The following is a 13,171-nucleotide window of genomic DNA, read 5'->3' as shown; positions in this document are numbered from 1 at the left end:
GGGGCGGGTCAGTAAATGCCCAGCCCGCCGCAGACGTTGAGGGCCTGCGCGGTGATGGACCCGGCCTCGTCGCCCGCCAGGTGGCCGACCAGGGCGGCCACCTCCTCGGGCGTGGAGTAGCGCCCCAGCGGGATCTTGTCGTTGAAGCGGGACAGCACGTCCTCCTCGGTGGTGTCCCAGGTGGCCGCGTACGCCTGCCGTACGCGGACGGCCATCGGCGTCTCCACGTAGCCCGGGCACACGGCGTTGACGGTGACCCCCGTGGGCGCCAGCTCCTTGGCCAGTGCCTTGGTGAAACCGATCAGGCCCGCCTTCGAGGCCGAGTAGGGGGCGCCCAGCGGAACGCCCTGCTTGCCGCCGGTGGAGGCGATGCTGATGATCCGCCCGTCGGCGCCCGCCCGCTCCAGCCCGCCGGTGGTCAGGGCCTCACGGGTGACCAGGAAGGCGCTGTTGAGGTTGGTGTCGATCACGTCGTACCAGAGCTCGTCGGGAATGCGCGCGGTCACTCCGCCGCCGCTGCGCCCCGCGTTGTTCACCAGGACGCTCAGCGGCCCGAACCGGTCGACCGCGGCGCGCACCACCCGCTCCACCGACTCCCGGGACCGCACGTCCCCCTCGCACCCGGCCACCTCCAGCCCCTGGTCGCGCAGTTCCTTGACCACGGCGTCGACGTTCTCGCGGCTGCGGGCGCACAGGAACACCCGCAGCCCGCGGGCGGCGAGCGTCTTCACCACGGCGAGCCCGATGCCGCTGGTGCCGCCCGTCACCAGGGCGGTCCTGGGCGTGGCACTGGTAGTCATGGCCTTGTCCTCCGGTGTTGTGGTCTGCGGTGGGCGCGCTCGCGCGGCGCCCTTCCGGCCGGGCGGACCCAGGCGCTGCCTCGCCCGTCCCGTACGCCCCAGCCTGCAAGGGCCCGTTCGAGGCTGGACCGACCGCGGTTGGGGCCGTCTCCGTGCGGCGCGGCGGGGCGAGCACGGACCGACCACGGCTCGAAGAACGGTCGAAGACCGGCTGCCACGCTCACGCCGAGCGGCCGCCCCCAGCCCGGCCGCCGGAGAGGAGAGTCGTATGACCGCCCCGGAACAGCCCTCGGGCGTCCCCGTGGACACCGCGCTCTACCAGGAGATCCAGCACTTCTACGGACGCCAGATGCGCTGCCTGGACGAGGCGCGGGTCGAGGAGTGGGCCGGCACCTTCACCGAGGACGGCGTCTTCGTCGCCAACGCCCACCCCGAGCCGTCCGTCGGGCGGGCCGCCATCGCGGCCGGGGCCCGCAAGGCCGCCGCCCTGCTGGCCGAACAGGGCGTCCAGCGCCGCCACTGGCTCGGCATGCTGGAGGCCGACGCCTGTGACGACGGCACCGTCCGCGCCCGCACCTACGCCCTGATCATCAGCACGCCGCGCGGCGGCCAGGCGGCGGTGCACCTGAGCACGAGCTGCGACGACGTGCTCGTACGGGAGGACGGCCACCTGCGCGTACGGCACCGCGAGGTGCGCCGGGACGACCTGCGGCCCGAGTAGTGCAGCCCCGACCCACGAGCGAGAGAGGAGCCGTGCCCATGACCGAGCGCCACCCCGACGGCCCGCAGGACAGTACCGCCGAGGGGCCGCCGCTCGACGTGCTGGCGCAGTTGACGGGCGGCCCGCGCATCGACGATGTGCTGTCGCGGGCGGCCCGCCGCGCCCCCGGACGGCTCGCGCTGAGCGGCCCGTCGGGGGACCTGACCTACGCGGCCCTGGAGGAGCGGGCGACGCGGTGCGCCGCCGCGCTGCGCGAACTGGACGGCGAACCCGGCGCGGTGGTGGGCATCGCCGCCGTGCTGGACACGTCGTTCGCCGTGGCGTACTTCGGCGCCTCCCGGGCCCAGCACGTCAGCGCGATGTTCAACCCGCTGCTGCGCGAGGAGCGCCTGACGCACGTACTGCGCTCCGCCGGGGCGCGGACCGTGATCGTCCCGCCGGAGATGTACGGGCGGATCCAGGCCGCACGGGGGGACCTGCCGGCGCTGCGGACCGTGGTGCTCACCCACCGCGAGGCGGGCTTCCAGGAGGCCACGGCGGACGTGCCCACGCTGGACGAACTGATCGACGCGGCCCCCGCCACGGCGCCGTTCGCCGGCCGCGACCCCGAGGCCGTGGCCAACCTCCAGTTCACCAGCGGCACCACCGGCGCCCCGAAGACCGTCATGCTCACCCACCGCAACCTGACGGTGAACGCGGCCCAGACCGCGTACACCCACCGGCTCACCCCCGAGTCGGTGCTGCTCAACACCCTGCCGTCGTTCCACTTGATGCACCTGAACATCGCGGTGACCGTCGGCGCCACCCACCTGCTGCGGCCCGGGGACGACACCGTGGCCGCGCTGCGCGAGGGTGCCCGCCACGGCGCGACGCACCTCTACAGCCTGCCGGTACGGCTGGCCCGGCTGGCGGCGGACGACCGGCTGCCGGAACTGTCCGTGCCCAGTCTGCGGGCCGTGCTCTCCGGCGGATCGGCCCTGCCCGCGCGGACCGCCGACGTCCTGGGCGAGCACTTCGGTGTCCCGGTCGTCCAGGGGTACGGACTGGCCGAGACCGCGCCGTCCACGCACTTCGACGACCTGGACCACCCGGTGGCCGGCTCGTCGGGCAGGCCCGTGCCCGGCACCGCCTGCCGGATCGTGGACCTGCGGACCCGCGCCGTCCTCCCGGTGGGCGGCCGTGGCGAGATCCAGGTCAAGGGTCCCCAGCTGATGAAGGGGTACCTCGGCCGGCCGCGGGAGGAGTCCGTGGACCCGGACGGCTGGTTCTCGACCGGCGACATCGGCGAGACCGACGCGGAGGGGCGGCTGTTCGTCGTCGACCGGGTCAAGGACGTCTTCAAGTGCGACAACTGGCTGGTCTCGCCCCTGGAGATCGAGAACGTGCTGGCCCGCTGCCCCGGGGTGACGGACTGCGCGGTCTTCGACCACCCGGACGAGTTGAGCGGCGCGGTCGCGCACGCGCTGGTGGTCCTGGCGGACGAGGCCACCGACCGCGACGCCGTCGTCCGCTTCGTCAACGACCAGCTGCCCTACTACCAGCACATCAAGTACCTCGACGTCGTACGGCACATCCCGCGCTCGCCCACCGGCAAGATCCAGCGCCGCGACCTGCGGGAACAGACCCTCGGCGGTACCCGCCGGCACGACACGGGCGCCACCCACCACACGAAGGGCACCTCCACCATGTTCACCTTCATCAACCGGTTCACGGTCCAGGGCGACGCCGCCGAGTTCGAGAAGCGGGTCGGTGAGATCACCGCCCATATGTCCCGGCAGCCCGGCTTCCGCTCGCACCGCCTGCTGCGCTCCGCCAAGGACCCGCAGGTCTACGTCGAGATCGCCGAGTGGGACGACGCCGAGTCGCACGGCCGTGCGCTGCGCACCGAGACGTTCCAGCAGGCCGTGAGCGAGGTCAAGAAGCTCGCGAGCGCCGACCCGGCCCCGTTCGTCCCGGTCACCGCGGCCGGCTGACGGCGGCTCCGCCGCGCCGACCCCACCCACAGAAACAGAAAGGCAGTCCACCGTGACCAGCACCTCTCCCACGGCGCTTCCCCCCGCCGTCATGCGGCTGCGCGAACTCGCCCTGAGCGCCGCCTGCGCCGCCGCCGTCCGCGCCGCGGCGAGCCTGGGCGTCGCGGACGCCCTCGGGGACGAACCCGCGGACGCCGGCACCCTCGCGAAGGCGGTACGGGCCGACGCGGACGCGCTGGAGCGCCTGCTGCGCGCCCTCGCCGCGTACGGCGTCTTCAGCGAACTCCCCGACGGCCGCTTCCAGCACACCGACGCCTCCCGGCTGCTGCGCGAGGACGCCCCGCGCGGCCTGCGCTACTCGGCGCTGTGGGCGACCGAGCCCTGGACCTGGGCGCTGTGGCCGCACCTGGCGGACGCCGTGCGCACCGGCCGGGAGGAGTTCACCGCGCTGTACGGCACCGAATTCTTCGACTGGCTGCACACCGCCGAGGCCCGCGAGTCGGCCGAGGTGTTCGACAAGGCCATGACCCAGTCCAGCGTGCTGTCGGCGAAGGCCATCGCCGAGGTGCTCGACCTGGACGGCGTCGGCGCCATGGTGGACATCGCCGGGGGCCAGGGCATGGTGCTCGCCACCCTGCTGGAGAAGTACCCGGCGCTGCGCGGCACCCTCTTCGACCTGCCGAAGGTCGTCGCCGACGCAGACCCGCGGCTGCGCGAGGGCGGCGCGCTCGCCGGTCGCGTGCAACTGGTGGGCGGCGACTGCCGGCAGTCGGTGCCGGAGGGCGCCGACCTGTACCTGCTGAAGAACATCCTGGAGTGGGACGACGAGAGCACGGTGCGGACCCTGCGCAACGTCGCCAAGTCGGCCCCCGCCGGAGCGCGCGTCGTGGTGGTGGAGAACCTGGTCGACGGCAGTCCCGAGACCCGGTTCACCACCGCCATGGACCTGATGCTGCTGCTCAACGTCGGCGGCAAGAAGCACACCAAGGCGGGGCTGAGCGCGCTGGTGGAGCAGGCGGGGCTCCAGCTGGAGGAGGTACGCGCGGTCAACTCCTACCTGCACATGTTCGTGAGCAAGGTGCCCGCGTAGCCGCCACCCATACGACGGGACCCCCGGCCGGAACACTCGGCCGGGGGTCCCGTCGTACGAGGATCAGACGGTCGCGGGCTCGCCCTTCTCGAACAGGTCGGAGCGGACCCGCAGGGCCTGGTCGCCGTAGGCGATGCGCCGCAGGACGGAGCGGTAGGCCGGGGTGCGCGAGACCAGCATCGCCGCCTTCGGGCGGACGGCCGCGGAAACGCGTCCGGTCGACAGCATCATCCGGCTCTGCATCACCTGGACGCGGGTCGCCCGCTCGGTCTCCGGACGGCGCCGCGCCGCGACCGCGGCGAGGAACCCCTCGCTCAGGTCCCGTCGCCGCAGGCCCTCGCACAGCACCGGGTGCGCGGCGACCGCGTCCTGGATGGCGAGGTTGATGCCCTGGGCCCCGATCGGGCTGTGGGTGTGCGCGCTGTCGCCGATGAGCAGCAGCCCGTCGCGCGCCCACCGCCGTGCGGAGCCGGCGAACACATCCAGCAGAGACACGTCCTTGAAGCTGTTCACCTGCTGGTCCACCGCGTCCGCGTACTCGGGCACGGCCGCCCGGATACGCTCCTTGACGTGCGCGAACCCCCGCTCGGCCAGCGCCTGGTAGCCCTTGTGCGGCAGCGTCCAGCCGAGCTGTACGCAGTCGGGGAAGGACGTGTAGGCCAGCACCGGGTTGCCGCCGGCCCGGAAGATCCGCACCGTACGGGTGGCGGGCGCGGTGAGCTTGCACCACAGCACATCCTGGTCGAACAGCTCGATGCGGTCGTACGGAATGCCGGCCAGCTTGCGGACCGTCGAATACCGCCCGTCCGCGCCGACCACGCAGTCCGCGCGCACCACCAGCCCGTCCGCCTTGCCGCCGCACACCACACCGCGCACCACGCCGCCCTCCTCCACCAGCCCGTTGACCTTGGTGCCGGTCAGGCAGGTGAAGCGCGGATGGGCCCGGCAGCGCTCCAGCAGATCGGTCAGCAGATGTTGCTGCGGCAGGCTGAGCAGGCAGTTGTACGGGCCGGGCAGCCGCCGGTAATCCCCGTTGATCAGGGTCCTGCCGCGCTCCTCCAGCCGGAAACCGTCGTGTTCGTGGCAGCCGCGCCGCCGGGCACCTTCCAGGACGCCGAGCGCGTCGAGCAGTGCCTGCCCGCCCGGCTGGAGGATCTCGCCCCGGTAGGCGCGGTCCAGTGAGCGGCTGCGCTCGACCAGCGTCACCCGCGCCCCCGAGCGCAGCATCAGCAGCGCCAGGGTCAGCCCGGCCGGGCCGCCGCCGACGACGCACACATCGGTGTGCGCGCCGTCGGCCGCCGGCCGCGCGGGGCCGGTCACAGCTCCAGGCTGACGCCGTACTCCGCCAGCCAGGTGTTCATCCACAGCACCAGCTCCAGACTGCCGCGGTCGTACGGCTGACTGACGGCGCCGACCGGCCGCCTCAGCAGGTCGCGCGCCCGCCCCAGGTCGAGCAGCTCGCGGACCGGCGCATTGCTGTCGGCCAGCAGCGCGGCCAGTTCGTCGCGCAACAGCCGCTCGTAGACCGGGTCCTGTGTGGCGGGGTAGGGCGTCTTGACCCGGGTGACCACCGACTCCGGCAGCAGGTCGCGCACCGCGGCCCGCAGCAGGCTCTTCTCCCTGCCGTCGAAGGACTTCATGGCCCACGGCACGTTGAAGACGTAGTCGACCAGCCGGTGGTCGCAGAACGGCACCCGCACCTCCAGACCGGTCGCCATGCTCATCCGGTCCTTGCGGTCCAGCAGGGTCTGCACGAAGCGGGTGAGATTGAGGTAGGTCACTCGGCGCAGCTCCGCCTCCCGCGCGTCCTCGCCGGGCAGTACGGGGACCTCCTCACGGGCCTCCGCGTACCGGTCGCGCTGGTAGCCCGGCAGGTCGAGCTTGTCCAGCAGCTTGCGGTCGAACAGGCCCCGGCCGCCGAAGTACCGGGCCGAGCCGGCGGTCAGCCAGGGGAACGTACCGGCGTCGATGGCCGCCGGCCGGTGGAACCACCGGTAGCCGCCGAAGAGTTCGTCCGCCGCCTCGCCCGACAGGGCCACCGTGCAGTGCTGCCGCACCTGCCGGAAGAACAGGTACAGCGACGGCCACATGTCGCCCCAGAACGCCGGGGGCAGGTCGGTGGCCCCCAGAACGGCGGCGCGCACCGCGGGGGCCGCGAGATCCGCGCTGTCCAGCACCACTTCCGTATGGTTCGCCGCCACGTGCCGCACCATCTCCTGGACGTACGGCGCGTCCGTGTTGCCCCGTACGGCATCCGGCTGGAACCGGGTGCCCGCGCCGGAGAAGTCCACCGAGAACGTACGGACCGGCCCGTCGCCCGCCCGCGCCGCCAGCGCCGTCACCGCCGAGGAGTCCAGCCCGCCGGAGAGCAGGGTGCACAGCGGCACGTCGGAGACCAGCTGCCGGCGCACCGTGTCCGTCAGCAGGCCGCGCACCGTGGCGATGGTGGTCTCCAGGTCGTCGGTGTGCTCCCGCGCCTGGAGCGTCCAGTACCGCCTGCGGGTCACGCCGGTGCGCCCGACGGTGACCACCTCGCCCGGCAGCACCTCGCGCATCCCCGAGAAGACGGTCCGGCCGGGAGTCTTGACCATGTCCAGCACTTCACACAGGCCCTCGGCCGTCACCCGCCGCCGGAGCGACGGGTGCGCGAGTACGGCCTTCGGCTCGGAGCCGAACAGCACACCGGTGGTGGTCGGGTGGTAGTAGAGCGGTTTGACCCCCATCCGGTCGCGGACCAGCAGCAGTTCCTGCCGGGCCTCGTCCCATACGGCGAAGGCGTACATGCCGTTGAGCCGGTCCACCAGCTCCCGGCCCCACCGCGTGTAGCCGTGCAGCACCACCTCCGTGTCGCAGTGGGTACGGAAGCGGTGCCCGTGGGACTCCAGCTCGGCCCGCAGTTCACGGAAGTTGTAGATCTCCCCGCTGAACGTGATGACGTGGCTCGTGCCGTCCGGCAGCGTGCTGTGCATCGGCTGCCGCCCGTGCGCGGGGTCGATGACGGCCAGCCTGCGGTGGCCGAGCGCCGCGTGGCCGCCGGTCCACAGGCCCGCGTCGTCCGGGCCCCGGCAGGCCATGGTGTCCGTCATGGCCCAGGCCGTCGCCCGCTCCTGCGCCAGATTGCGTTCGAAATCGATCCAGCCGGCGATTCCGCACATCGGCCGGTCCTCACTTGTCCCGCGCGGCGCCGCCCGCGGACGGGGACGCGCCGGTGAGCGACGCGTTGGTCATCTCGATCAGCGCGCGCGGGGTGGTCGCCTTCTCCACCGCGTCGTCCCCGAGCTGGACCCCGTAGTCGCGCTCGATGCGCCCCACGGTGTTCAGCAGCGCCAGCGAGTCGTAGCCGAGGGCGTCGAAGGCGACGTCCTCGACGTCCCCTCCCAGGTCGATCGATTCCTCCTCGCCCGCGCACTCGCGCAGCAGGGTGAGCAGGTCGGAAAGGGTGAGCAGGGTCATGACAGTCCTACCTTTCGGGGAGTTGCGGGGAATTCGGGGAAAGGGCCGGGCCGGAAGCGAGCAGGGGACGGCGGCTCAGTCCCGGCCGCTGACCACCATCGCGGAGTTGAACCCGCCGTGACCGCGGGCCAGCACCAGCGCGTGCCGCAGGCGCGCCGCCCGGGGAGCGCCGGTCACCAGGTCCAGCGTGTCCGGGATCTCGGTGCCGTCCACATGCACCGTCGGGGGTACGACCTGGTCGCGCAGCGACAGCAGCGCCGCCGCCAGGTCCAGGGACGCGCCGCCGGCCAGCAGCCGCCCCGTCATCGTCTTGGGCGCCGTCACCGGCACCCCGCGCGGGCCGAACTCGGCGGCCAGCACCTGTGTTTCCACCGCGTCGAGCGCCGGTACGCCCATCGCGTCGGCGAAGACCACGTCCACGTCCGCCGGTCCGATCCCGGCGTCGTCCAGCGCCAGCCGGAGCGCTCTGCGCAGGCCCGGTTCCCGGCCGGAGCCCGGACGGGGGTCGAAGGTGGCCGCGTACCCGGCGATCCGCCCGTAGACCTGCGGGGCACCCCGCTCCGCGGCGGCCCGCGGATCCTCCAGGACCAGCAGCGCCCCGCCCTCACCCGGCACGTATCCGGAGGCGTCGGGGGAGAAGGGCAGGTACGCGCGGCCCGGATCGGTCCGGGTGGTCAGCGCGCCGGAACGGGTCATGCACAGCCAGCCCCACGGGCACAGCGAACCGTCCACACCGCCGGTGAGCATCAGCGGCGTCCCGTCCCGTACGTGGCGGCGCGCCTTGGCCACCGCGTCCAGCCCGCCGGCCTGCTCGGCCACCAGCGCGCCGCCAGGGCCCCGCATAGCGTGCCGGATCGAGATCTGACCGGAGTTGACCGGATAGAACCAGGCGAAGGACTGGTACGCGCTGACGTGCGCGCCACCCTTGCTCCACAGGGCCTCCAGCTCCCGCTGGCCGAAGTCGAAGCCGCCCGCCGACGCGGCGGTGACCACCCCGGCGGCGAAGTCGGGCATCGTCCGCGGGTCAGCGCCCGCGTCGGCCAGCGCCTCCTCGGCCGCGACCAGCGCGAGCCGGGTCATCAGGTCGGTCTGCGGCAGCAGCCGGTTCGGCAGCCGCCGCGGGTCGAAGTCCGCGATCTCCCCGGCCAGCGAGGAGGTGTAGCCGGACGGGTCGAACCGGGTGATCCGGCCGATGCCGCTGTCGCCGCGCAGCGTCGCGGCCCAGTACCGCTCGGTGCCCAGGCCGTTGGGCGCGACCACGCCGAGGCCGGTGACCACCGGCCGGACGCTGCCGCCGGGGCGGCCGGTGCCGGTCTCGGGAGCGGGGGCGAGCTGACCGGTCACCGCTGCCTCCCCGGCTCGGTGAGCACGATCGCGCTCTGGAAGCCGCCGAACCCGCTGGCCACGGACACCACGGTGGACACCGCCGCCTCCCTGGCGACCAGCGGCACATAGTCCAGGTCGCAGTCGGGGTCCGGCTCCCGCAGGTTCGCGGTGGGCGGGATCACCCCGTGCTCGATGGTCAGCGCGCTGGCCGCGACCTCCAGCGCGCAGATGGCACCGAGCGAGTGGCCGATCATCGATTTGATGGAGCTGATCGGGACCGAGTACGCATGCGGGCCCAGACTCCGCTTGAACGCCGCCGTCTCGTGGAGATCGTTCTGCTTGGTCGCCGAGCCGTGGGCGTTGACGTAGTCCACCTCCGACGGGTCGACGCGCGCGATGTCGAGCGCGCGGCTCACCGCCTCGGCCAGCTCCCGCCCGTCCGAGCGCAGCCCCGTCATGCTGTACGCGTTGCACCGCCCGGCGTACCCGGCGATCTCCGCGTACGCGCGGGCCCCCCGCCGCCTGGCGTGCGCGTACTCCTCCAGGACGAAGAACGCCGCCCCCTCGCCCAGCACGAAGCCGTTGCGGGTGCGGTCGAACGGCCGGGACGCGGTCGCGGGCTCGTCGTTGCGCGGCGTGGTGGCCTTGATCGCGTCGAAGCACGCCACCGTGATGGGGGAGATGGCGGCGTCGGACGCCCCGGCCACCATCACCTCGGCCGCGCCGTCGCGTACCAGGTCCGCCGCGTGGGTGAGCACGTCGATGCCGGAGGTGCAGCCGGCCGAGACCACCCCGGCCGGGCCCTCCGCCTCGGCCAGCCAGGCGATCTCGGCCGCCATCGACGAGGGCACGAAGTAGTCGTACAGGTACGGCACCCCGTGGGCGTCGTCCACCTGCCACAGCCGGCCCTCGTCGCTGACCACCGCGTACTCGCGGTCCAGGCTCATCGTCATGCCGCAGGCGGTGCCGGCCATGACACCGGTGCGCAGCGGGTCCGCCTCGCCCGTCACACCGCTGTCCGCCAGCGCCTCCCGCGCGGCCACGTAGGCGAACTGCATGGTGCGGTCCCAGGCGCGGACCTGCCGCTGGCTCAGCCCCTCCGCCGCCGGGTCGAAGTCGCACTCCGCCGCCACCTGGGAGCGGAAGGGCGAGGCGTCGAAGGTCGAGATCGGGCGGGTGGCGGTGCGCCCCGCGGTGAGCATCTCCCAGAACGGTTTGGTGCCCACGTCTCCCGGAGCCACCACGCCGATCCCTGTGATTACGACGCGTCGCGCGTCATGGATCTTGGACACTGAGTCTCCTCTGCCGTCGTCGCGCCACCGGGGGCGGCACGAGCGCGTCGAGGCACAGAGTGACCTTCGGACCTCAAGGCGGTTTGGAGGCGGATTCGACGCCCGGGCCACTCCGGAGGGACGGCCGGGCGGGGCGGCGGTCGCTCAGGCGGACTGCCGCCCGGACCCGGCCCCGGCCCCGAACTCCGTCGCCGGACGGGCGTCCAGCTTCTCCCGCAGGCGGCTCAGCACCGCGATCGCTACGCGCAGGTCCTCGACCGGGATGTCCTCGGCCAGATACTCCAGCCACCGCCGCTCCAGGGGACGCAGGTCGTCCAGCGCCTGCTGGCCGCGTGCGGTGAGCTCGACCAGGGGGCTGCGCTGGTCCTGCGGATTGGGCCGGGTCGTGACGACGCCCTCGGCCTTCAGCCGCTCGACGGTCTGCTGGACCGCCTGCCGCCGCAGCCCCCGCTCGCGGGCCAGGCGGGCGACCGTCGAGGGGCCGCTCAGCAGCAGTCCGGCCACCTGCCAGCGCGCCGAGGTCAGCCCCGCGTGGGCGGTGAGGCTGTCGCCTTCGCGGAGCAGGCGGCCGTTGACCGCGAAGACCTCGGCGGTCACCTCGATCAGAGCGGCCAGGTCAGGGGCTGAGGAATCCATGGCCACAGCGTATGTCCTCGCCCGAGAACGACAAGACCTTGTCAAAAGCCGCACCGGTGATTACGCTCGGCACCCGGCCTCGGTGCCGATGGTGAACAACGTGTGTGTACGGGGCCGGAAGCGCCGGCCTGGAGAGTGAGGAACCGTGTCATCCGCAAATCCGGGCCCGGCGGGCGCGGCGGACCAGGCAGGCGGGGCGTTCACGCATCGGCAGATCCTGACGGCCATGTCGGGACTGCTGCTGGCCGTGTTCCTCGCGGCCCTGGACCAGACGGTCATCGCCACCGCGATGCGCACCATCGCGGACGACCTCCACGGCCAGACCGAGCAGGCATGGGCGACGACGGGCTACCTCATCGCCTCCGTCCTGGCGATGCCGTTCTACGGCAAGCTGTCCGACATCTACGGGCGCAAGCCCATGTACCTGATCTCCATCGTGGTGTTCATCGGCGGCTCGGTGCTGTGCGGCACGGCCGGCTCGATGTGGGAGCTGGCCCTCTTCCGGGCCGTCCAGGGACTGGGCGGCGGCGGGCTGATGTCCCTGCCCACCGCGGTGGTCGCCGACCTCGCCCCGGTGCGCGAACGCGGCCGCTACTTCGCCTTCCTCCAGATGGCGTGGGTGGTCGCCAGCGTCGCCGGCCCGCTGGCGGGCGGCTTCTTCGCGGAGGCGGGCCAGGTCTTCGGCATCGACGGCTGGCGCTGGGTGTTCCTGCTCAACGTACCGCTGGGCCTGCTGGCCCTGGTCACCGTGCGCAAGGCCCTGAACATCCCGCACGAGCGGCGCGAACACCGCATGGACGTACTGGGCGCGGCGGCGCTGGCGCTGTTCCTGGTGCCCCTGCTGATCGTCGCCGAACAGGGCCGGACCTGGGGCTGGGGCTCGCCGGCCGCCCTCGCCCTCTTCGCGCTGGGCGCGGCCGGGCTGGCGGTCTTCATCCCCGTCGAACTGCGGCGCGGCGACGAGGCCATCCTGCCGCTGGGGCTCTTCCGGCGCGGCAGCATCGCGCTGTGCTCCGCGGTCAACTTCACCATCGGCGTCGGCATCTTCGGCACGGTCACCACCCTGCCGCTGTTCCTCCAGATGGTGCAGGGGCGGACCCCGACCCAGGCCGGGCTGGTGGTCATCCCGTTCATGCTGGGCACCATCGCCTCCCAGATGGTCTCCGGCAAGCTCATCGCCTCCTCGGGCCGGTTCAAGAAACTGGCGATCGTGGGCCTGGGCTCGATGGCCGGAGCGCTGCTGTCCATGGCCACCACCGGTGCGGCGACCCCGATGTGGGGCATCGTCCTGATCGTCCTGTGGCTCGGCGTCGGCATCGGCCTGTCCCAGACCGTCATCACCCTCGCCATGCAGAACTCGGCCCCCAAGAGCCAGCTCGGCGTGGCGAACGGCGCCTCCGGCCTGTGCCGGCAGATCGGCGGCTCCACCGGCATCGCGGTCCTGTTCTCCGTGATGTTCGCGGTGGCGCTCGGCCGCCTCGCCGACCTGCTGCACACCCCGCGCTACGAGCGCCTCCTGACGGACCCGGCGATCACCGGCGACCCCGCCAACCACCGCTTCCTGGACATGGCCGAGTCCGGGCAGGGCGCGGGGATCAACCTCGACGACACGTCCCTGCTGAACGGCATCGACGCCCGGCTGATGCAGCCGGTGACGGAGTCCTTCGCCCACGGCTTCCACATCATGTTCCTCGCCGGCGGCGTGGTGCTGCTGGCCGGCTTCGTCATGACCTGGTTCCTGCGCGAACTCCAGGAGGAGACCGCGCCGGAGGAGGAGCGGCCGGCCGAGAGCGGCGCCGGGGCGAAGAACGGGCCGCTGCCCGCGTCGGACGCCTGACCGTACGAAGACGGGCTCCGGCGCCCGCAGACGCGCTCCGGCG

11 protein-coding genes are annotated in these 13,171 nt (G+C 72.9%); 4 read left to right on the top strand and 7 right to left on the bottom strand.

Going from position 1 to position 13,171, the window contains the following annotated elements; genetic code table 11:
* Positions 1–8: 8 nt before the first annotated feature.
* The gene (locus ADK86_RS32400) at positions 9–800 is read right to left on the bottom strand and encodes an SDR family NAD(P)-dependent oxidoreductase (RefSeq protein ID WP_030372728.1); all 792 of its coding nucleotides are present in this window, start codon (positions 798–800) and stop codon (positions 9–11) included.
* Positions 801–1,068: 268 nt separating this feature from the next.
* Between ADK86_RS32400 and ADK86_RS32395 the strand changes: the two genes are divergently transcribed.
* From ADK86_RS32395 to ADK86_RS32385, 3 genes are read left to right on the top strand one after another with little or no spacing between them, the layout of a single operon-like run.
* Complete coding sequence (locus tag ADK86_RS32395; protein WP_030596595.1) at positions 1,069–1,521, top strand: nuclear transport factor 2 family protein; 453 nt, start codon at positions 1,069–1,071, stop codon at positions 1,519–1,521.
* A 38-nt stretch (positions 1,522–1,559) separates the two neighbouring features.
* A complete protein-coding gene (locus ADK86_RS32390) occupies positions 1,560–3,494 on the top strand; it encodes an AMP-binding protein (protein ID WP_053699790.1) in 1,935 nt (644 codons plus the stop codon).
* Positions 3,495–3,546: 52 nt separating this feature from the next.
* A complete protein-coding gene (locus ADK86_RS32385; protein WP_053699789.1) occupies positions 3,547–4,584 on the top strand; it encodes a methyltransferase in 1,038 nt (345 codons plus the stop codon).
* 63 nt (positions 4,585–4,647) lie between these two features.
* On the opposite strand, the gene ADK86_RS32380 is transcribed toward ADK86_RS32385, so the two are convergent.
* The 6 genes from ADK86_RS32380 to ADK86_RS32355 form a co-directional block, all read right to left on the bottom strand.
* Positions 4,648–5,904 carry an FAD-dependent monooxygenase gene (locus ADK86_RS32380; RefSeq protein WP_053699788.1) on the bottom strand — a complete coding sequence of 419 codons (1,257 nt, stop codon included), beginning with the start codon at positions 5,902–5,904 and terminating at the stop codon, positions 4,648–4,650.
* Positions 5,901–7,739, bottom strand: coding sequence for an asparagine synthase (glutamine-hydrolyzing) (asnB, locus tag ADK86_RS32375; RefSeq protein ID WP_053699787.1), 1,839 nt, complete (start codon positions 7,737–7,739; stop codon positions 5,901–5,903). Before asnB ends, ADK86_RS32380 begins: the two co-directional genes overlap by 4 nt.
* A gap of 10 nt (positions 7,740–7,749) precedes the next feature.
* Positions 7,750–8,037, bottom strand: a complete 288-nt coding sequence (locus tag ADK86_RS32370; RefSeq protein ID WP_003981021.1) for an acyl carrier protein — start codon at positions 8,035–8,037, stop codon at positions 7,750–7,752.
* A 75-nt stretch (positions 8,038–8,112) separates the two neighbouring features.
* On the bottom strand, positions 8,113–9,381 hold the full coding sequence (gene oxyB, locus ADK86_RS32365; RefSeq protein WP_053699786.1) for a tetracycline polyketide synthase chain-length factor subunit OxyB: 1,269 nt from the start codon (positions 9,379–9,381) through the stop codon (positions 8,113–8,115).
* Positions 9,378–10,646 carry a tetracycline polyketide synthase beta-ketoacyl synthase subunit OxyA gene (gene oxyA, locus ADK86_RS32360; protein WP_033022242.1) on the bottom strand — a complete coding sequence of 423 codons (1,269 nt, stop codon included), beginning with the start codon at positions 10,644–10,646 and terminating at the stop codon, positions 9,378–9,380. The genes oxyB and oxyA overlap by 4 nt, the downstream gene beginning before the upstream one ends.
* Before the next feature lie 153 nt (positions 10,647–10,799).
* Entirely contained in the window at positions 10,800–11,291 is a 492-nt protein-coding gene (locus ADK86_RS32355) for a MarR family winged helix-turn-helix transcriptional regulator (protein WP_063789140.1), read from the bottom strand.
* Positions 11,292–11,436: 145 nt separating this feature from the next.
* On the opposite strand from ADK86_RS32355, the gene otr(B) reads away from it, so the two are divergent.
* Positions 11,437–13,128: an oxytetracycline resistance efflux MFS transporter OtrB gene (gene otr(B) / locus ADK86_RS32350; protein WP_053699784.1), complete on the top strand. Its 1,692-nt coding sequence runs from the start codon at positions 11,437–11,439 to the stop codon at positions 13,126–13,128.
* Positions 13,129–13,171 lie beyond the last annotated feature (43 nt).

The sequence above is a fragment of the Streptomyces sp. NRRL F-5755 genome, from assembly GCF_001279365.1.
Taxonomy (GTDB): Bacteria; Actinomycetota; Actinomycetes; order Streptomycetales; family Streptomycetaceae; genus Streptomyces; species Streptomyces rimosus.
The sequence above is the reverse complement of the archived record's forward strand: the minus strand, read 5'-3'. Positions and strand labels throughout refer to the sequence as shown.